Raw genomic sequence first — 21,347 nt, forward strand, 5'->3', positions numbered from 1 at the left:
TCAATAATCCGTCTGCATGACATAATTGTCTACAGCGGTCAGTAACAGAATAATACGCAAAAATCAGACCGATCTGTAAGAAGACGTTCTGCCTTCAGCGAGTCGGTATGATTTCCCGTTAAAATGCAAAAATAGGGTTAATCCTTATGATTAAACGGCTAGGATAGGATTAATATTACAGTCCGAGTAAGATTCGCTTGGCAACGTCAAACCCAGTTGCCTGCACACGAATAATGTACATTCCCGAGGGCGTACCTGTAAGGGTAAGCCGCTTTCGCTCGTCGAAAAGGGCAACAGGTGTCGTAAAAATGAGTTGGCCGTTCAATGTATAAATTGATACAACAGCATTTGATAAATTATTCCGTGTCTCGATCGTTAATACTTTATCAGGATTAGGATTGGGGTAAATGCTTAATCCCTGATCATTAGGGCTGATCACAAATGAAACAGGAGCCGACGGAAGAGAAAAACAGGTTAAGCTTTGCGAATAAACAATTGATGAGCGAGCCGTGTAATTACCCGAGTCACTGGCTTTAATAACAGCAGTTTGAACGGTCAGCGAGTCGTTATCCCGACGCCAACGAAACTGTGTACCATTGGTAGAGCTAACAGCCTCTAGCGTATAGGTGCCAATAATATTTACCGTTGGCGGTGGTGGAAGCGGTCTTAACTCAACCGTGGTTGATCCCATTTGTGCCGACACACAACCATTCACGTCGCGAACACGGGCTGAATAAGTGCCAGCCGTGCTTCGGGTAATGCTTTGTGTGGAATCGCCTGTATTCCAGAATACCGTATAGGGTCCATCTACTCGTAACGTGACTTTATCACCTTCACAAATAATAGGCGAAGGGCTTGCCAGAATCGTTGGTGTAGCAGGCAACGGATTTACTTTAACGGCAATAACCGATGAAAAATCGGATAAACAGTTATTTTGATCTCGTGCCTGTACGGCATAATTGCCCGATGATGTGATCGTAATTGATTTGTTGGTTTGACCACTCGACCAGACAACGTCAACAGGGCTTGTAGCATTCAGAACAACCGAATTACCCGCGCAGAATGTCGTCACTCCGGCGGCTGAAATCGATGGAACTTGCGGTAGTGGATTTACTCGAATTGTAATTACATCTGATTGTTCGGAGTTACAGCCAAATTCATTGCGGGTGCGAACCGCAAAATTGCCTGATTGATTGAGCGTAATAGCCTGAGTCGTTTGCCCACTAGTCCATTGATAGGCTGTATTTTGAGGAGCAGTTAAGGTTATATTGCGATCTGCACAAAACACGGTAGGGCCGTTGGCAGCAATAACGGGTTTAGCAGGGACTGGATTAGCGGTTACTACAATCGTATTCGATTGAGCGGATGTACAGTTATTTTGATCCGTTACAGTTAGAAAATAAGCCCCTGAATTTCCAACGCTGACCGTTTTGCTTCGTTGACCATCGCTCCAATTATATTGAACATTATCGCTACTGGCGCGTAATGTCGTATTGTCTCCCTGGCAAAAAGTTGTCGGTTTGTCGTTGGCAATGGTTGGCGTAGCCGGTAATGGATTAACAGCCACATTGAGGGTATTCGACGAAAAATCACACCCGCTTACGTCCCGATAGCGAACATAATAAGCACCTGCATTAGCTGTGGAGAAGGTACGTGAATTAGAAACGGTCGTATTATTTTGTTGATTGATCCAGGTAATATTGTCATAATTGGTTGTTAACGACAGATTACTACCAATACAAATGGATGGCGGACCATTGCCAACTACTGATGCTACAGGTGAATCAGAAACGCGAATCTGCGATGAGAAGAATGTATTTCCTAAACCATCTTTTATTTTAGCCCGGTAAATACCTGGCCCTTTCGTAATTGAACTACCCGACTCTCCTGATTCCCACTGCACACTTGGGTAATTGCCATTAACAGTCATTTTCAGGTTGTTACCAGCACATTCAATCGATATAGTAGGGGAGGCTGCTGGATTGATAGGGTTTGACGTCTGAAAAAATGCATCAGTCAGACTATTACTCCAGGCACTGGCTACTTCCCCTAAGCCATTAAAGTCAAAGTGCAAGCCTTCTAATTGGTCATTAAGGGGAGGACGATCTCGGGGTATCTGAATACCATCCGTATTAGGGCCTGCGAATACATTCGAGACCGTGCTGATTACCTGATTTTGCCCAGCGATTATACTCTCATCAACTCCACCCTGAAACTGGCCATAGCTGGCTCTTGCTACCACCCAAGGTACGTTTTGATTCAAATCGCGACGAGACTGGTTTATAACGGATTGCAAGTCGCTGGCATAAGAGGCTGTACTTGTGTTGATAAGATTATCCGCTTCTCCCTGATGCCATAGCACAGCCCGTATCCCTAACATATTCGCATAAAATTGAAGCGATAGTTTAAGATTAATATAAGGCTGTCTGCCTACATAAGGCTGTCCATTATAAACGCTATAGGCAACTCCCCCATTCGGAGCACTCTCACGCCAGTTTCGAACGGCAGTGCCTTCAAAAGCGGCATTGAAGAACATAACGGGTACATTCAGGCGTTTGACTAACAGATCACCTAACTGCCCCCAACACCAACTTCCCTTTCCTCTTGGGGCAATTGTAAACCCGTCAAAGTTATCAAGCATCGAGAAAACCGGAGTTGGTGGATCGTTTGGGAAGCCATTATCCGGGAAGCGGTAGTTCACACAATTGACCCGGTCATTCTGCGGATTAGGTGCAGTTTGGTGAATCCCCTGAGCGTTCGATTGCCCAGCAACAATAAAGACTTCTCCGATACCAATTCGTTCAACAGTGGTTACATTACCAACCTGCTGATCGCCATTCATGCCACGAACATCGAGATTGTACCAGCCCCCTCTACCTTTTAAATCGCCTGCATAAACACCACCCGACGGGCTATTTTGAATGGTATTCCAATCCGTAGACGTTCCCTGTCCATCGCGCGCTTGCAGACGTGCTTCAATACGCGTAACTCCAGATGTGTAATAACCTGTAATACGAATAGTGGCTTCATTCGCATTATTACGCTGGAGAACAGCTCGGGTTGTAGGAAATGATATTTGTATCTGAGCAGTTGTCAGATGATAGGCTAATAAAAGAAGTGTGGTACTGAATGTCCTGAAAAAATGGTTCATACGCATTTAATACACGATTAGCCAAGCAGCATGACTGTCCCTGGATGAATAACATCTAGGTAATGGGCTCAACTGTCGTAAGATTTTGCCAGATAATATCTTTTAACTCATTGAGCCCTCGCTGACTAACCGACGAAATAAAGGCTACGGGAATTTTTTTAGGTAGATACTCTTTTAGCTGAGATAACGTGGCATCATCGACTAAATCAATTTTAGTGATTGCTAAAAGACGTGTTTTATCCATTAATTCTGGATTGAACTCTCGTAATTCGTTTAATAGTGTATTGTATTCTTTCCTAATATCGTCAGTTGTAGCGGGAATAAGAAATAGAAGGATAGAATTTCGTTCAATATGCCTTAAAAATCGTAATCCTAATCCTTTACCCTGTGAAGCCCCTTCGATAATACCAGGAATATCGGCTATCACAAACGATTTAAAATCTCTGTAAGCTACGACCCCTAAGTTGGGGACAAGGGTTGTAAAGGGGTAGTCGGCAATTTCAGGACGGGCTGCTGACAGGACAGATAATAAGGTTGATTTCCCGGCATTTGGAAAACCAACTAGTCCTACATCGGCTAATAGTTTGAGTTCAAGAATAACCCATTCTTCTACTCCTGCCTCTCCCGTTTGTGCATAATAAGGAGCTTGCTGGGTAGATGATTTGAAGTGGTCATTGCCTAAACCACCCCGCCCACCTGGAAACAAAATAACTTCCTGAGTGTCTTCGGTTATTTCGGCTAATTTTTCGCCCGTGTCTGGGTTGCGGGCTATGGTACCCAACGGAACCTCCAGAATTACATCCTCACCCTGAGCACCTGTTCGACGGCCTCCTTCTCCAGCCACGCCATTACCTGCCTTAACGTGCTTGCGATATTTCAGGTGTAAGAGAGTCCATAACTGGGCATTACCACGTAAAATAATATGACCGCCACGGCCACCGTCACCTCCATCGGGGCCGCCTTTTGGGGTATGTTTTTCCCGACGAAAATGAACGGAACCTGCTCCGCCCGCTCCGGACCGACAATTTATTTTTACGTAATCAATGAAATTTGATGAAGCCATAAATCTTCTTACCTCACTACCGACTCTTCTATTTTTTTGCAGATGGCCTCAAAAATGTTTTCAATTTTGCCAATCCCATCAATAGCCGCAAATTTTCCCTGTTGACTATAGTAATCGGCTACAGGTGCCGTTTCTTTATTATATACACTTACCCGTCGTCGGGCAGTGGTTTCATCTTTATCATCAGGACGCCCAGAGGTTTCTCCTCGTTTGAGCAAACGCCGAATCAATTCTTCATCATCTACGGATAATGCTATCATTTTTGTGATGGGTGCTCGATACTGGTCTAGTAAACTATCGAGAGCCTCCGCCTGTAATACAGTACGCGGAAAACCATCAAAAATAAAACCTGGTGCTGATTGATTTTCACGAAGCTTACTTTCGATCATTCCAATCACGACCTCATCAGGTACTAATAAGCCGTGATCCATTAGTTGTTTGGCTCGTAGACCCAGCTCAGTACCGGCCGCTATTTGTGATCGTAACAAATCGCCTGTCGATAAATGAACAAGGTTGTATTTCTGGATTAATTTCTCGCTTTGGGTTCCTTTCCCGGCACCCGGCGGGCCAAACAGTACAAGATTAAGCATACGGCTTTGTATGGGAGTGTCGTTTATGACAAAAAAATTGCGCCCGCAAAGTTACAATACACCCGCAAAAATAATAGCGATATTCCTTGAGGCCCATATGTTTTATGGGATGAGCGATTCCGTTGGTAAATAAAAACAGAAAAGCGCAAGTGTCAAACTTACGCTTTTCTGTTGTATCGCTGAAATTCTATTATTTATCGGCCACTTTCTTTTTCGCTGGTGCTGCTTTAGGAGCGGGTTTCGCTGGAGTTGGAGCTGCTTTAGGCTCCTCCAGGGCTTTCTTCACATCAGCATCATTAGGGTCTAACTCAAGTACTTTGTTAAAGTACTCTTTTGCTTTAGCATCATCTTTTCTCAAGATGGCAAACCCGGCCAGGGATTTATAAGACGTGATAAGATAACGCTTATAATCTGTTTTATCAGTTGAATCAGGATTTGTAGCCTGCTCGATGAACTTCTCATAAAGCGGTGTTGCTAATTCTGCGCCCTTCAGTTTATCATTCTGGTAAGCATAGTAGTTAGAGCCTGCCCGGTAGTAATAAGCTAAAGGATACTTTTTGCCATCTGCTTCGATTTTCTGGGCCATCATGTTGAAGGCCGAGTCAGCTTTCAAATAATACATTTGTTTAGCCTGTCGAATCTGCGCTGTATCCATCGGTGCTGCTGTACTATCACGGCCAATTCGTGGAGCATATTGATAGCTAGCAAGACCTAACCATAGATAATCATTGTTTTGTGGTTTCTTATCATTTGCAATCGTTTTAGCGTAGTAATTAACAGCTTTATCGAACTTCTTCGTCTTGTAGTATTTCTCACCTATTTCACGATACAAGTTCTCAGTAGTATCAAGCGGAGCAGCCTTTTCCAAATTGATAACGCCCAGCGAATCACCTTCGGGAGTTCCCAGTTGGCCATAGGCCCGACCTAAATATTTATAGTCGTCATAAATCACCTTTTGAGGAGCTGAAGTGATAAATCGATTCAAAGCTTCAACTGACTCCTGGTTTTTATTCAAGGCCGAATAGGCCCAACCATACATCCGGTCAATAATTGGGTTGTTGATTTTCCCTTTCAACTGATCCAGATAGGTAATTGCTCCCTGATAATCCTGAGCCAGAAATTTATAACGGGCTACGTCCAATAGCAGTTCTGGGTCTTTGGTGCCGCTTTTCTGAATGTACTGTTCATAGTTTGTAGCAGCCGTTTTATAAGCCCGTGAATTCGCTAAAGCATCCGCAAGCGCGCGATAGGTTGGTGAAAACTCCGGATCGATCTGGATGGCTTTATTAAAATAGCTTTGAGCCTCTTTATAGTTTTTACCACGCAGGTATAATCGACCGATTTTATAATCAGCTTCAGCCAGTTTTCCATCAATGGTTAAAGCATTTTCATATTTGGTAATAGCATTACCTCCGTCATTTTTCAGGAAGTATGCGTCACCAAGTAACATTTCGATCTCAGCGCTTTCGTTTTTCTTATCCTTTTCATCTGCGATCGTTAGCAAACGGATCGCTTCTGCTGGATTGTTTTTCTTCGGATCTTCGAAAAGCGTGTACATTTCGCCACCCCGAATCAATACCGTCTGATCTTTGCTTTTCGTCTGAGCAACCGCATTATCGATTAAGGTTTTAGCAGTTGGTCCATCTCCCTTGGAGAGTGCAACGCCTGCATTACCAATATTAGCTAACTGACCTTTTGGATCGGACGCAGCCAGCTTATCAAATGTAGCTTTAGCCTTGTCAAACTGGCCGCTTCTCAGATAGTAATAGCCTAAATAAAATTGGTTTTCGGCGTTGGGCGAACTAGTAGACAGCTGCGTGAGCGCTTGCTCTGCTTTTGGATATCGCTCAGCCTCTATATCTTTCAACGCTGTTTGGAGATCCTGTGCCACTAAAGGAGTCGTCATAGTTACTCCAGCGAACAGGATAGTCAATAGCGACTGCTTTTGGTTCTTCATCATGGACTTCAAGTTGGTAATGAAAAAAAGGTTAGTGCTAATTAAACAATTGACAAAACTAAAAAATTACGGTTAAACCAAAAAAACTTAGTCATTTTGTTAAATTGATTACCCGATCGTATGGCATTCTGGGCCAAAGTCCCAATTTACGAATGATTAACGATCCCGCGTCCCGCGCTATATAATTTATTAATCCGCCCCCTAATCCAGGGTGTGTTTCCCGACTTAAAATATAAACAGGTCGACGTAAGGGATATCGCATCATACCCAGGTCTTCCTGAAAAGGTTGAAAGTAATCATCTCGTTGTACTGGATTTTGTTTTGCTGATACGCCCATAACTCGAAGGTCCCGAGCTAACTCAACTGAAAGAGGCTCATCGCTATCACTAATCCAGTTTACTCCTATAAAGCCCAGCGCTGACGGATTTTTGCGGACAAAATCGATCACCTCCCGGTTTGAATGTGTAGTGAAAATTCTTAGGTTCTTAACTTCCTTAACCTTAAATGTGTTTAAAACAAACTCTAAATTACTTGAATTATTGTTATCGAATACTAAGGTTATGGGACTGCTTTGATTGCCGCCTTTAAGTTGACTCCACTGCTTAATCTGCCCGTTAAAAATACCCTGAAGCTCATTCATCGTAATGAGGCTATCGGTATTTTCCTTGTTGATGATCAGGGCTACACCGTCTGTTGCAATTTTTTCGGCTGCCCCTTTAATTTTCCGTTGATCTAATACGGCTTTTTCTGAAGGTTTCAGTATACGTGTGGTGAATACCATACGTGCGCTATCCTGAAGCATCATATTAATTGCTTCCTGCTCAGGCTTAAAAACAACCTTGAAATGAGCGTCTGGATAAATCCCGGAATAAGCGGATGTCAATTGATTGACTAATGGCTGGAAAGATTCATCAGCCGCAATCACAATCTCTCCCCGCGAAGGATTGTCGAGTTGCTTATTGTTGCTACAACCCATTAATCCAGCTACACACCCAATAATGACCCAAAGTCTGTTACTCATTTTCTTGAAAACGTTGATAGGCACGATAGGCACGAAAAGCTCCATAAATAATCAAGAGTATTCCCATCCCATACCGAAGTATGCCTGGCTCAGGTAACATTCCAAAAGACTGAGAGGAGGCAATCAGTGCGATGCCTCCTCCCAAATATGCCAGCGAAGCTAGCGCTGCAACGTACAGCGTAACTTGAGCTGCACCTCGATTTTGTCTGCGCATAGAGACGAATTATTCCAGCGTAAAGTTGATCGGCAAGTTGTATTTCACCCGAACCGGGCGACCAGACTGCTTACCAGGACGCCATTTCGGCATGCTTTTTACTACGCGCTGTGCTTCTTCATCCGTACCGAAGCCAAGTCCTTTCAGAACTTGTACGTCCTGAATACTACCATCCGTATTGACAACGAAGCTCACGAATACACGGCCTGAAATATTGGCACGCTGAGCTGCTGCTGGGTAACGCAGGTTTTTACCAAGGTATTGACCAAGAGCGGCCATACCACCTGGGAATTCAGGCTGTTGTTCTACCACCGTAAAGATTTCTTCTTCTTTCGGAGCGGCTTCTACAGCAACCTCGACTTTGGTTGGAGCAGCTGTAGCTTCAGGAGCAGCAATTACCTCTTCAGCATTAGGGTCGCCTTCCTGCGTCTTTTCAGCAGCAACGGCTTCTTTCAGCTCTTCAACGGCTGGTGGAGGTGTTTCTTCGGGGACTTCCTCATCCGGTTTTACTTCGGGTGGAAGGAATTTCACCGTGTTCACCTTCGGTAGTTCAACCGGTGGTGGTGGCGGTGGTGGCGGTTCGTTCGGGTCAATTGGTGGTGGCGGAAGCTTCATCAGATCCACCTCTACCATTGCTTGTTCTTGTTTCTCCGGCGTTAATGCACTAATAATTGTAGGAGAAAGAACGCCTAATGTGAACAATACACCGCCGATGATTAGGGCACGAGTTACAGCCTTAGGGTACGATTTCCGTAGGTCGTACGCACCATACGCTTTGTGCCGGTGGGCAAACACTATATCATCAAGTGTTGCCTTTGAATCGATTTCTGCCATGGCGTTAGGTATCTAATTTTACTTTGTCCTTGAGAAGCTTTTTCTCATCCGGCGTTAGCTGGTCCACCAATGCGTAGCGCTTCAGCTTCGTAATAGCCATTTCGTCCAATACATCAACCATGTTTTTATAGGTTGATTGCTTAGTTGGCTTAATTACTACCACAAACTTTTCGCCACCGACTTTCTTGACGTTTTCCGTCAATGCCTGACGAAATTCGTAGCCATAGCCAACCGTCTTCACTTCGGGGTCTTCATTCGCAGCTTTACCAAAAATGTAGTGCGCCTTATTGTCTTTCCCCAGAAAGACAGTCATAACGTTGGAGGCCTTAATGGGCTCCGTTTCTTCCTGTTTTGTTTTGTCCGGCACGTTGAGCGTCATCGAAGATGGTTTGCTCAGGGTGGTAGCCAGAATGAAGAAAGTAATCAGAAGAAATCCCAGGTCAACCATCGGAGTCATATCGACACGGGTTGACGCTTTTTTGGATCTTACCTTACCACCATCATGCTTACCACCACCACCGCCAGTATTAATTTCTGCCATGTTTTCTTAACAGATTCGCGTGGTGAAAATCAAATTTAACTGCAATCGCTACGAGATTAATCAGCTTTCCAACCAGCTGGAGGAGCCTCGGTTCCTGTAATCAGGTTGAATTTGTTGATGTTCTGTGCTTGTAGCGTAGCTAATACGTTCTTGAATTCGGGGAATTTAGCGAGGTTATCGCCTTTCAACGCAATTCGCAGATTGTTATTAGCCTTCCGGGAGTTGAATACCCAATCTTTCAGTTCGTTCGTGGCTGCAGCACCTGTTGAGTCAGTTGGAATACCAGGCTGTTTTACTTTTGCCTGTTGCTCTTTAGGCATGTTCAAATACGCTTTTAACTGGGCAATGGGTATTCCAAAGTTCGACATCAGGGCGAACTCTTTCTTCTCTCTGTCTGAGAAGGTTATGCCTTTGGCGGCTGCTATGTTATCCAGCGTAGCAATACGTGTTTGCTGGTTATCTGTACCGAAATAAACCTTACCATCGCGTCCAAGACCAATTGTCATGATATCATTATCAGGAACTTTAATCCCGGAGATGGATGAAGGCGTTTCGATAGCGGCAGCATCCTGAGACCTAAACTGAGCCGTCAGAATAAAGAACGTCAGCAACAGAAACGCTACATCACACATAGCCGTCATGTCCACTGTGGAACTAGCGCGTTTTATTTTAACTGCTGGCATGAGTTATTTTGTTTCTTCCTGCCCACTATAGATGGGCAGGTGGGTTAAATTACTTTGACTATACTTTTGCGACTTAATAGTGAGCCGCAAAGTTTTGTTGAATGCTCAGACCGATTTCATCAATGTTGTAGGTCAACACGTCGATACGGCTGGTAAAGTAGCTGTACATGATCGTTGCGATAGCCGCTGTACCGATACCAAGAGCCGTGTTTACAAGGGCCTCAGAAATACCAGTCGAAAGAGCACCTGTGTCAGGCTGACCGGTAGCACCCATAGCCGCGAAGGCCCGGATCATCCCAAGTACCGTTCCAAGCAGAGCGATCAGCGTAGAAACCGAAGCCAGGGTAGCAATAATCGTCAGGTTCTTTTCCAGCATTGGCAGCTCCAGCGTCGTTGCTTCTTCTACTTCTTTTTGCAGAGCTACTAATTTTTGTTCTTTGTTCAGCTCTGTGTCGGTTGCCAACTGCTGATACTTCACAAGAGCAGTTTTTACAACATTACCAATCGAACCTTTCTGACGGTCGCACTCCTGAATAGCAGCAGCCACTTCGTTTTTGTCGAGCTGGCTTTTGATTTTCCGAACGAAATCGTCAATTGAGCCTGAGCCATTAGCACGGCCAATTGTGATAAAGCGTTCGATAGAGAATACCAGTACCGTTAGAAAACAGGTGAACAGAATCGGTACGATAAATCCTCCCTTGTAGACGGTACCGAAGTAGTCGCCAGGTAGTGGTTCTTTTGTGTTATCACCTTCCTGAAAGTGGCTGCCGTCACCGAAGACGAACATATACGTTAGAATACCAATGATCAGCAGAATTGGAATTACTAACGCAGGGTTTAGACCGCCAGACGACTTCTTTTTTGGTGCTGGTGCTTTAGCGGGTGCTGGAGAGGGAGTTTGTGTTTTCATTGGAACTGGACTGTAGGGTTAAAATTAAAAGTTGGTTTACCCGGTAAAAAAAGTGAAAAATTTAGACTCTTTCGGTTCGGTCAGCTAAAAATTTAACAGAAATACCGTCGAACCTCCACAAAAATATGTGTTTTCCGACAAAAACCACACAATTGCATCTGTCAAATGTTTTAGTTTATTGTAATTCAGCAATAAATACTTGGATATATTTTATTGCACTGACTTTATTTTCACTAAATAGGCAACAGCTTTTAATCTTGACTAGTGACTATCCTCCAAAAAACCGCTTCTGGCGTTAAGGATACTGGAAGTTTACTAAGGCGGTGCGTTGCTCATAAAATAATTGTTAAGTTGTGAAGGAGTAGTTCAGTAAGCCCTTCTGAGGCCTCTTTTTAGATTAGATGCAGACTAGAGCGCGATTCCACAAAGGCATGAAAAAATAATTCAGCACTTTTAAAATTTTGCATCACCTTTCGGGCTCCTGTTGGAAACTTGCCTAATTCTCATCGAGAATATTTTCCTGCACGAGTCCTATATAGTATGTAAATACTCACCTTTTTTAGTTCGTCTCGCAACTGAATTGCCCAACTTCTCGTATATCCCTACCAAGGCCACTTTGTACACGTGTTTAGGATCCTTACCTAATTAAAGAGTTGACATTTGCCGGATTTTAAGCGATCTCAATGTACAGGCTTTGTATACGCAAAACCTTTTCTTTAAACGTCTGTTAGTTGCCGATATAGTTTATTTAACATACCATGATTGATCGTTTACAAGACCACCTGCCGGCTGTATTTGCAACTGTAGTAATCCTAGGTATCCTACTTATCTTCCTATATCGGAATATAGCTATCGTCAGAAAATGTCCTCTTTGCCGAGAAGTAGATGTTCGGCGCACTGATCGTACAGGCATTTTAAAGAAGTTACCCTTTGTTAGAATGTATTTCTGTACGAACTGTAGTCATCGCTTTATTCGCTTTGGCCGGTAAACTTCTTATTTTAAAATCATTTGTCTTTTTAAGTTGCCATTATGTTAGGCGTATCGAGCGTCGAAGGCATTCGTAGTGCCGTAAATTCCTTATCTTTGGGTAATCCTATTCCAAATGATGATGAAAATTTTAGTCGTTGATGATGAGGTCGATGTAAAAGACCTTTTTGAACAGCGATTTCGACGTGAGATTCGTAGTGGCGAGTTCCAACTGGATTTCGCTAATTCTGGAGAAGAAGCACTGACTTATCTGAATGGACGCTCGTCAGAAGTTATTCTGATTCTCTCCGATATCAACATGCCCGGTATGAGTGGCTTCGAACTGTTGCGTCACATACGGGAAGATTTCAAGACTCCTCCTCCTCCCGTTGTAATGATGATTACAGCCTATGGCGATTCGGATTCGCATCAACAGGCTGTTAAGCTGGGAGCTAATGATTTTCTGACAAAGCCGCTCGATTTTGCGGTGTTGAAACAAAAACTTCGTGATTTAGCATGACGGCTAAAATACTGGTAGTTGACGACGAAACCGATTTAGAACTCCTCATAAAACAGAAATTCAGGCGGCAGATTCGGGAGAAGCAATACGAATTCTTGTTTGCTCATGATGGAGTAGAGGCCCTTGAAACCTTATCGCAGCAGCCTGATACGGACATGGTTCTGACCGATATCAACATGCCCGGTATGGATGGCCTGACACTATTGGTCAAGCTCCATGAAACCAACCCGATGCTAAAAGCCGTCATTGTGTCGGCCTATGGGGATATGGACAATATTCGTACGGCGATGAATCGGGGGGCATTTGACTTTGTAACAAAGCCTGTCAACTTCGAAGATCTGGAGTTGACAATGCAGAAAACAATGAGTTATGTAATCCAGATTCGGGAGACGCTGCAAGCTATTAAAGAAAATAATATTTTGCGGATGTACGTGGATGAATCGGTGCTGACATTCATGAACCGCCCCGAATTTGAGACGTCTCTGGCGGCTAGCGAAACCGTTGTTGCTTCTGTTTTATTTATCGATATCTGCGGATTCACGGCCATTTCCGAACGCGAATCACCCGATACCGTCGTGCGATTGGTTAATCGGTATTTTGATGTGATGGTTAAAGAGATTATCGCTCAGCAGGGATTGGTCGATAAGTTTATGGGTGATGCCGTGATGGCTGTATTCCGGGGGGAATACCATCTCGACCGAGCTATTGAAGCCGCATTAGCTGTCCGGACGCAAATCGCTAAACTAGAAGAAAATCTTCACGGTAATCTGGCCTATCACCCACAAGTGTCGATTGGTATTAACAGCGGTGAAATGGTGTCAGGTAATATTGGGTCAACAACTCTCAGAAGACTGGACTATACCGTAATCGGCGATGCTGTTAATACCGCCCAACGACTACAATCAGTTGCTCAACCCGGTCAAATTGTGATTACGGAAACCGCTCACCAGGAAATTGGCGAATCATTTACCTGTGAACGAATTGGCGAAGTAAACTTGAAAAATAAAGCAGTGCCAATAACTATATATAATGTAATCAGATAGTCTATTATTGGTTTATTGTGCTTAGTAAAGATCTATATATTTTTCCTGTGTCGTTTGTTACGTTCCTGTTATAATGTCGATGTCGTTGAAGCGGGTCTGGACGAAGTCGGAAGAGGGTGTCTGGCTGGACCGGTCGTAGCTGCTGCGGTTGTTTTGCCTAAACACTATACACATTCCATTCTAAATGACTCCAAGCAATTAACCCGCTCCCAACGCGAAGCCTTGCGTATTGATATAAAACGTGATGCGCTGGCATGGGCTATTGCTGAAGTATCGCCAGCAGACATTGATCGGATCAATATTCTCAAAGCGAGTTTTCTGGCCATGCATCGGTCGGTTGATGTTCTGACAATTAAGCCGGAACATTTATTGGTTGATGGAAATCGATTCACGCCCTATCCGATGATTCCGCACACGTGCATTGTAAAAGGTGATACGAAATTTCTATCGATTGCAGCCGCATCTGTACTGGCCAAAACCTATCGGGACGATTTAATGGAACAGCTTGGGTGCGAATTTCCGGCTTACGGTTGGGCGCAGAATGTAGGTTATCCAACCCCTATTCACCGGGAAGCAATCCGGCAGTTTGGCCCTACAAAATACCATCGGATGAGTTTTCGGCTGATCTAGATTCGCATGCGGCAATACAACTAATTTGTATGTTTATGGATCAGTATATGAAAACCACTGACCATACCATGCGATATACCTTTTACCTTATAGTTATAGGCCTAATTGCCTTCTCCTGCCAACGAGAAGAGTCTACTGTTTTGCTGACTCCTTCACCAGAAGCGATTGAAAATGATCGGATAGCTCTTGCCAGCAAACGATTTGATGATTCGCTGAAAGTAGATAGCCCGAAATTTGACGATAGCTCCGTAGAGCGGCAATTCCCGTTATCCTTAACAAATCCACCCAAAGGACCACGCCTTGCCCAGACGAAACAGAATGGAAGTCCATTGAATGAGTATCGATATGATACACAGGGACGCCTAACAGAAATAGTCTCGCGATTTGTAAAATCAGATGTTGTCTGTTCGAGAAGAGTATACCAGTATACAGACAGTAATCTGCGTAAAATTGATTTTTACAGCAGTAACGAACCACCTATAGTGGCTGCTTATGATCGGACGCATACATTCATAAGTAATGAAGTTGGTCGCGTAAGTGGCTATTATGAAGATCGTAATAATAATGGCGGCCATATTCAGGATCTACGATTTGACCAGGCCGGACGTCTGATTTGGTTAGCTCCTGCCACAAAGGATTTCTATAATACCTATGTACTTATGGGATATACCAGTGCTATACGGGATGTAAAAGGAAATGTGCGAATTTTAAAGAAACGAAATCGGACGGATGAGAAGCTAAATCAGACAATCGAATATGATTATGATGAAAAGCCTAATCCATTTTATACGATAGGCGACGAAGGCTTTCTTTCAACCAACAATGTTGTGAAAGAAACAACCCGCGATTATACGGGTAAAGTGATTAATATAGTTGATTATCAGTATGAATACCGTTCGGATGGATTTCCAATTTCCCGAACGTCGGGTAGTAACGTAGTGGAGTTCATTTACCAATAATAGTAAAGTCGAGCTACAGCATAAAACTGTAGCTCGACTGTTAAGGAATCTATTTACTTAAGCCAGAAATTATCTTCCTGCTCTACATTGGCTGAGTACACTTTTGCCTGTACGATTTTGCCGTTTTCGACGGTATATACATCGATGTTATCTACGTCCAAAATTCCTCCGTTAGGTTGAACAGCTTTCCAGTGAACCAGACAGGCTACGCTATTGCCATTGGCGGTCAGCACTTTAATGTCGGTCAATGCCAGGCTATTCTCTGAAACTTGAAACATACCACCCACCATTTGAAAAACTTCAGTACTTGATTTTTTTATACCTGAAAATCGGTTGTTTCCCGGCTGACTCCATTGAATAGTAGGGTGAATCAGTGACGCTAGTTTGGCTTGGTTACCTTGTTGAACAGCCGTTAAAAACTCGTTGACGACCTGCATTGATTGTGTTTCCATGGTATTTGAATTTGGGTGTTTATCCGTTATTAGTTTTTGAGTTGCTGGTTGGCTCAGATTGAGCATGAGCGCGATTAGGATTGTTTTCATGGCGTTTTTTTTGACAAAATTACCGGGCTCCTACCGGGAGAGTTTTACCTTCAACCGCCAACCAATTACCATTTTACGCCATCCCAAAATCACGACGGACTATTTGCATACCTTTACTTTATGCAAGACTACCAGAAACAGTTAGTGCTCAATTTGCTCGCTTACGCCGTCCAAAAAAATATATCGTTGGAGCAGCTTTGCCTGCGTTCGGGAATTGAGTTGGGTGCGTTAAAGAAGGAAGAAAATGAGCCATTAACCGCAAAACAAGTCAATGACGTATGGCTGAATGCAACCGCATTAAGTGGAGATAAGTTATTCGGATTGCATTTCGGAGAATCGCTGCAATTGACTGCACTGGGAGTAGTTGGGCAATTGATTCGACACAGTCAGACGATTGGGGAGGCTCTGACGCAGGCTGTTGGGTTCGGACATCTAATTACGGATATGCTGGAAATGGAAATTAGCCATTCGGATCAGACGTTTTCAATCCGTTTCATACCCGATACAAGTAGCCTGCAAGAAGCCCCTGAGCTCATGCGGCAGATGATGGATTTTTTTATGGCCTTCACACTCCATGAAGTGGATGGATTAGTACTTGAAAAGATCAGCCCAATAGCTGTAAAACTTCCCTTCCCGGAAGAAAATAGAGTTGAATACCAACGCGTTTTCCGATGCCAATCAATCGATAATGAAGCAAGTGAGTACTTTCTAGCGTTTGATCGACGCTATTGGAATGAGCCAATTTTAACGGCTGACTATGAATTACAGGGCGTATTTTTACGGAAGGTAAGCGCCATGAATGATGCTTTTCGACAGGGGCAGGGTTTATCTGAACGAATTAGTACTTATTTATTAGCCAATTCATATTTGGGTATTCCGACCCTGGATGCGATGGCTGCCAATCTAAATATCAGTAGCCGAAGTCTACAACGGAAACTGCAACAGGAAGGCGTTTCTTACCAACAATTAGTTGATTCGATTCGAAAATCGCTGGCGCTTCATTACTTAACATCGGGGCAGTATCCAGTCAAAGAAGTATCTTACATTCTGGGCTACAATGAATTAAGTGCGTTTCACCGCGCCTTCCGAAGATGGACGGGCACTACGCCCGTTAGTTATCAGAAAGGGCAATATACTCCGTATAGCGAAATCGCCTAATCCACGTGGATTAGGCGATTTCGTAGATTCTATGCGTTAGTAGCACTCGGTTGTGCCACCCGTTCTCGTAAGCGTTCCGTTGGGCGAAAACGTTCCCCGTATTGATTAGCTAGTCGATCACAGGTTTGGACAAAGGTTTCGATATCAACAAAATCAACAAAAGAGAGAGCACCGCCGGTGTACGCTGGAAATCCCCAACCCAGAATCGAGCCAAGATCAGCATCTAATTTGGTTCGGAGAACGCCCTCTTCAAAACATCGGACGGCTTCCAAAGCCTGGCGATAAAGCAATCGCGTCTTCACTTCATCAAGTGTCGGTTGTTGTGCAGCCTGGGGATATAATTCTTGTAAACCCGGCCAAAGTGTTTTACTCCGGTCGTCGGCATAGTCGTAAAAACCAGCTTTCGCTTTTTTGCCCATCCGACCAAGGTCAACAAATTGTTTGGCAACCTGATAGCTGGTATCATTTTCGGGCAAAGCCCCATCTTTAATACCCTGAGCCGAAATTTTGTAAACCAATTCCAGGGATACTTCATCGGTTACCGCCAGCGGACCAACTGGCATACCGGCATCTTTACCGCCATTTTCGATCAGAATTGGATTAACGCCATTTTTAAGCAGTTCCATTCCCTCAGATGTATAGGTGCCGAAACAACGCGACGTATAAAATCCGCGAGAATCATTAACGACAATAGGTGTTTTACGAATCTTACGGGTATAATCCATCGCTACGGCTAGCGCGTAATCGGACGTTTGGCTACCCATAATAATCTCGACCAGCATCATCTTATCAACAGGCGAGAAGAAATGTATGCCAATGAAATTTTCGGGTTTGGCTGATGCCTGAGCTAAACTGCTAATGGGTAGGGTAGAGGTATTCGACGCAAAAACGCCGTTTTGGATTAGCAGTGGCTCGGCTTCCTGCGTGACTTTTGCTTTGAGTTCACGATTTTCAAAAACAGCTTCAATAATGAGATCGCAGTCCTGTAAATCCTGCGCGCTAGCCGTTGGTTTTATTAGGTTAAGAAGGGTATCAACGTTTTTCGGGTCGACTTTACCACGTTCAATGCCTTTTTGGAGGAGATTTCTGGAATAATCCTTTCCTTTTTCGGCCGCTTCAACCGATACATCCTTAAGAATAACCTCGATGCCCACCATCACTGATGCATAGGCGATGCCTGCGCCCATCATACCGGCACCCAGAATACCCAGCTTTTTTACGTCTGTTTTTGGAATATCCTTTGGTCGACTAGCTCCTTTATTGGCTTCGTTCATTCCCAGAAACATCGTCTGGATTAAATTCTTAGCCACTTTCGACGTCGCAACTTTAACGAAGTGTCGGGCTTCGATCACTAACGCCCGATCAATGTTAACTTGCAATCCTTCGTAGACGCAGGCCATAATTTCGAGCGGAGCGGGGTAATTGCCTTTGGTTTTGTCCATCAGCATAGCGGTTCCAGCACTAAACGTCTGTGCGCCAACTACGCTCTGCACATTACCACCTGGTACTTTGACGTTGTCTTTCCCAACGATTTTGCCCGTTTTTCGATCTACTTCATCCCACGGTTTAATCGGTTTAGGGTTCGCAGAAATCCAGGCATGCGCTTTAGCCATCATATCGGCAGGGCTATCGGCGATCTCATCGATCATCCCCAGATTTTTCGCTTCCTGAACGCCTACTTTTTTCCCTTCCAGAATTAAAGGCAAAGCCGCTTGCATTCCAATCATCCGAGGAAGTCGTTGCGTACCACCCGCGCCGGGTAATAAGCCAATGGTTACTTCGACTAAGCCGATTAGCGTTTTAGGATTAGCCGAAGCAATGCGATGATGGCAAGCCAGGCAAATTTCGTAACCGCCCCCTAGTGCCGTACCATTAATGGCTGCTACTACCGGTTTACCTGATGTTTCCATCGTACGGAATACGCGATTTAGTTCCGACGACACTTTGAGCATTTCAGCAGGAGGCTTATCGTTATTCCGCAGAATCATTTTGAGATCAGCTCCAGCTACAAATTCGGGCTTATTGGAAGTAATGATAATGCCGCGAACAGATTCATCGGTATAGGCTCGTTGCAGGGCAGCTTCGAAAGCGGGAATTGACTCGTCATTGAGTACGTTCATCGGGGCCGAAGTCATCTCCCAGGCGATGATGGCTACATTTTGGTCAATGGTATAATTAATCATTGGTCGTTCCGCTTAGTTTACCCGTTCAAAAATGGTTGCTACTCCCATACCACCCCCTACGCAAAGCGTTACCAGGCCAACCTCTTTATCGGCTCGTTCCAATTCATCAAGCAGGGTAGCGGAAAGGATGGCACCCGTTGCCCCCAGTGGGTGACCTAGTGCAATCGAACCGCCGTTAACATTCAATTGACTATGCGATACACCAAACTCGTCCATAAAGAGCAGTGGTACAGCGGCAAAAGCTTCGTTTACCTCAAATAGATCAATATCACTGACAGTCATTCCTGCTCGTTTGAGCACTTTGTGGGTTGCCGGAACGGGACCCGTCAGCATAATCGTAGGCTCAGAACCTACAACCGCGAATGATTTGATGCGAGCGCGGGGTTTCAGTCCGGTTTTTTCACCGAATTCTTTGCTGCCAATTAAAATTCCAGCTGCACCATCGACAATTTGTGAGGAGTTACCAGCGTGGTGAACGTGATTGATTTTATCGTATTGAGCGTATTTCAACAAGGCAAGTGCATCTAAGCCCATCTGACCCATCGATTCAAACGCGGGTTTGAGTTTACCCAGACTTTCAACTGTAGTGCCGGGACGAACACCTTCATCGCGATCCAGCAAAGTCATTCCAATTTCGTCTTGGATGGGTATAAGCGTTTTCTGAAATAGATTGGCTGCTTGAGACTCAACTGCCCGGCGATACGATTCAGCTGCAAAAGAATCGACATCCGATCGGGTATACCCATATTTTGTCGCAATTAAATCAGCCGAAATACCTTGCGGAACAATATTATGCCGAGCGACAATTTGTGGATTCATGAACAAAGCACCACCATCAGACCCCATCGGCACCCGCGACATTGACTCAACGCCCCCGGCAACAATTGCATCGACCTGCCCCGACATTACGTAAGCAGCAGCCATGTTAATTGCTTCCAGACCTGATGAGCAAAACCGGTTAAGTTGTACACCCGCCACTGTTTCAGCATAACCTGCTTCGATGGCAGCCGTTCGGGCAATATCCGCACCCTGTTCGCCAATAGGCGTTACGCACCCCATAATTACATCATCGACAAGCGATGTGTCGAGTTGGTTACGGTCACGAAGCTTTTGCAGGACGGTTGTAAGCAGTTGAATGGGTTGAACATCATGCAGCGAACCGTCGCTTTTGCCCCGTCCGCGAGGTGTTCGGACTGCGTCGTAAATGAAAGCGTCAGGCATAGGTTTATTATTGAATTAGTATGCAAGCATACGAGTTTAAGACAAACAAAAATAGTCGCAAAAGATCAATAGGGCAATGCGATTTAGTTGAATAAACTAAAAGCGGAAGAGATCTAAACCTCTTCCGCTTTCCAGAACAATTGACTAGTATATCGATTTTATTTATCTAATACGACGATTTCGCCTATTAGGTAAGCACCTGATTCGGTAGCCAGATTATAAACTTTCTCTACCGAACGGACGGATGATTCTATCCGTACAACTTTATAAGCTACAGCTTGTTGAGTTGCCGCATCGTAGCGGTATAAAATCTCACCTGCTTTCACATGGCCCAATTCTTTTCGGCCAGTTGCAGTCATTACGGGGTGATTAGCCGTAGCTTCCAGTAAAACCGGAGCGGTCAGCGCAGAACGATTATCGGCAGTTAGTTCATTAACGGGCGCGAGCCATACACCTGCTAACGTAAACTTACCCGTATGCGTATCGACGCGGGTAACGTGCGTTGGTGCAATGGTTTTCGTTTGGGTATTATAACCCATAGCAACATCATTTGTCGTCAGCTCACTAATTGCTTTGGAAGAGCCATCAGCCATTGTAACGGGCGCATCGGCCGCGAAACAGAAATTATATTCTTCTTTTTTCTTCCCACTTCCTTCGTCGGCCTTTCCAGTACTACCCGATAGCAGGCTAGCCATTTCACGCGACAGAACAAACGTCAGGGCAGACATCAAACCTGGCTCTTTTTCACCAACGTATTTCAGATCGTCGATGTAGGCGTCCCAGGCTTTGCGGTCGGCTGATGCCCCGGGAATGACGAATGGTTTCACTTCGCCTGATTTCTCATTTTTGTAAATAGCTAGTAACCCTAACTCTTTCGTGTCTTCGGCTGCGAAAACTTTATAGAGGTAAATTTTCCGGGTAATGCCATCGCTGTAAGCAAATACATACGCCGGGCGTTCTTCGTAGCGATCCAGAATAAATCCGCCCGATTTGAAGTAAGTGTCTTTATCAAGATTCGCAATTTTAATGGCTTTGATAGCGGTCAGTTGCTCAGCCGTCATGCTAGCTGTTGCGGTCTGTGCCCAAACACGCTGGCTAAGGAATTGCGTGGTAACAGCACAAGAGAGGAAAATTAAAATTGAAAGCAGGTTGTTTTTCAT

18 protein-coding genes are annotated in these 21,347 nt (G+C 44.5%); 5 read left to right on the forward strand and 13 right to left on the reverse strand.

The genetic code is table 11. The features are described from left to right. Window positions 1-175: 175 nt before the first annotated feature. From ACYVE4_RS06805 to ACYVE4_RS06845, 9 genes are all read right to left on the reverse strand, one after another. A complete protein-coding gene (locus ACYVE4_RS06805) occupies window positions 176-3,151 on the reverse strand; it encodes a sialate O-acetylesterase (RefSeq protein ID WP_460996228.1) in 2,976 nt (991 codons plus the stop codon). A 55-nt stretch (window positions 3,152-3,206) separates the two neighbouring features. After that, a complete protein-coding gene (obgE, locus tag ACYVE4_RS06810) occupies window positions 3,207-4,214 on the reverse strand; it encodes a GTPase ObgE (RefSeq protein ID WP_460996229.1) in 1,008 nt (335 codons plus the stop codon). A gap of 8 nt (window positions 4,215-4,222) precedes the next feature. Then, complete coding sequence (locus ACYVE4_RS06815) at window positions 4,223-4,804, reverse strand: adenylate kinase (protein WP_460996230.1); 582 nt, start codon at window positions 4,802-4,804, stop codon at window positions 4,223-4,225. A gap of 190 nt (window positions 4,805-4,994) precedes the next feature. Continuing rightward, a complete protein-coding gene (locus ACYVE4_RS06820; RefSeq protein WP_460996231.1) occupies window positions 4,995-6,764 on the reverse strand; it encodes a tetratricopeptide repeat protein in 1,770 nt (589 codons plus the stop codon). An 88-nt stretch (window positions 6,765-6,852) separates the two neighbouring features. Then, window positions 6,853-7,782 carry a PstS family phosphate ABC transporter substrate-binding protein gene (locus ACYVE4_RS06825; protein ID WP_460996232.1) on the reverse strand — a complete coding sequence of 310 codons (930 nt, stop codon included), beginning with the start codon at window positions 7,780-7,782 and terminating at the stop codon, window positions 6,853-6,855. 223 nt (window positions 7,783-8,005) lie between these two features. Next, window positions 8,006-8,830, reverse strand: a complete 825-nt coding sequence (locus tag ACYVE4_RS06830; protein WP_460996233.1) for an energy transducer TonB — start codon at window positions 8,828-8,830, stop codon at window positions 8,006-8,008. Window positions 8,831-8,834: 4 nt separating this feature from the next. Then, window positions 8,835-9,371, reverse strand: a complete 537-nt coding sequence (locus tag ACYVE4_RS06835) for an ExbD/TolR family protein (RefSeq protein WP_460996234.1) — start codon at window positions 9,369-9,371, stop codon at window positions 8,835-8,837. Window positions 9,372-9,427: 56 nt separating this feature from the next. After that, the gene (locus ACYVE4_RS06840) at window positions 9,428-10,054 is read right to left on the reverse strand and encodes an ExbD/TolR family protein (protein ID WP_460996235.1); all 627 of its coding nucleotides are present in this window, start codon (window positions 10,052-10,054) and stop codon (window positions 9,428-9,430) included. A gap of 73 nt (window positions 10,055-10,127) precedes the next feature. Beyond that, entirely contained in the window at window positions 10,128-10,964 is an 837-nt protein-coding gene (locus ACYVE4_RS06845; protein WP_460996236.1) for a MotA/TolQ/ExbB proton channel family protein, read from the reverse strand. A 1,106-nt stretch (window positions 10,965-12,070) separates the two neighbouring features. Between ACYVE4_RS06845 and ACYVE4_RS06850 the strand changes: the two genes are divergently transcribed. From ACYVE4_RS06850 to ACYVE4_RS06865, 4 genes are read left to right on the forward strand one after another with little or no spacing between them, the layout of a single operon-like run. Further along, window positions 12,071-12,451, forward strand: coding sequence for a response regulator (locus ACYVE4_RS06850; RefSeq protein ID WP_460996791.1), 381 nt, complete (start codon window positions 12,071-12,073; stop codon window positions 12,449-12,451). Continuing rightward, on the forward strand, window positions 12,448-13,494 hold the full coding sequence (locus ACYVE4_RS06855; protein WP_460996237.1) for an adenylate/guanylate cyclase domain-containing protein: 1,047 nt from the start codon (window positions 12,448-12,450) through the stop codon (window positions 13,492-13,494). Before ACYVE4_RS06850 ends, ACYVE4_RS06855 begins: the two co-directional genes overlap by 4 nt. A gap of 54 nt (window positions 13,495-13,548) precedes the next feature. Then, complete coding sequence (locus ACYVE4_RS06860; protein WP_460996238.1) at window positions 13,549-14,124, forward strand: ribonuclease HII; 576 nt, start codon at window positions 13,549-13,551, stop codon at window positions 14,122-14,124. Window positions 14,125-14,171: 47 nt separating this feature from the next. Further along, the gene (locus ACYVE4_RS06865) at window positions 14,172-15,083 is read left to right on the forward strand and encodes a hypothetical protein (RefSeq protein ID WP_460996239.1); all 912 of its coding nucleotides are present in this window, start codon (window positions 14,172-14,174) and stop codon (window positions 15,081-15,083) included. Between the two features lie 53 nt (window positions 15,084-15,136). Here ACYVE4_RS06865 and ACYVE4_RS06870 read toward each other — a convergent pair whose 3' ends face one another. After that, entirely contained in the window at window positions 15,137-15,625 is a 489-nt protein-coding gene (locus ACYVE4_RS06870; protein ID WP_460996240.1) for a nuclear transport factor 2 family protein, read from the reverse strand. 120 nt (window positions 15,626-15,745) lie between these two features. On the opposite strand from ACYVE4_RS06870, the gene ACYVE4_RS06875 reads away from it, so the two are divergent. After that, complete coding sequence (locus ACYVE4_RS06875) at window positions 15,746-16,783, forward strand: AraC family transcriptional regulator (RefSeq protein WP_460996241.1); 1,038 nt, start codon at window positions 15,746-15,748, stop codon at window positions 16,781-16,783. 29 nt (window positions 16,784-16,812) lie between these two features. Here ACYVE4_RS06875 and ACYVE4_RS06880 read toward each other — a convergent pair whose 3' ends face one another. The 3 genes from ACYVE4_RS06880 to ACYVE4_RS06890 all read right to left on the reverse strand — a co-directional run bounded on the left by ACYVE4_RS06880 (window position 16,813) and on the right by ACYVE4_RS06890 (window position 21,347). Beyond that, window positions 16,813-18,966, reverse strand: a complete 2,154-nt coding sequence (locus ACYVE4_RS06880; RefSeq protein WP_460996242.1) for a 3-hydroxyacyl-CoA dehydrogenase NAD-binding domain-containing protein — start codon at window positions 18,964-18,966, stop codon at window positions 16,813-16,815. 12 nt (window positions 18,967-18,978) lie between these two features. Further along, window positions 18,979-20,187: an acetyl-CoA C-acetyltransferase gene (locus tag ACYVE4_RS06885; RefSeq protein WP_460996243.1), complete on the reverse strand. Its 1,209-nt coding sequence runs from the start codon at window positions 20,185-20,187 to the stop codon at window positions 18,979-18,981. 158 nt (window positions 20,188-20,345) lie between these two features. After that, entirely contained in the window at window positions 20,346-21,347 is a 1,002-nt protein-coding gene (locus ACYVE4_RS06890) for a Hint domain-containing protein (RefSeq protein WP_460996244.1), read from the reverse strand.

It is taken from the genome of Spirosoma harenae (assembly GCF_054776975.1).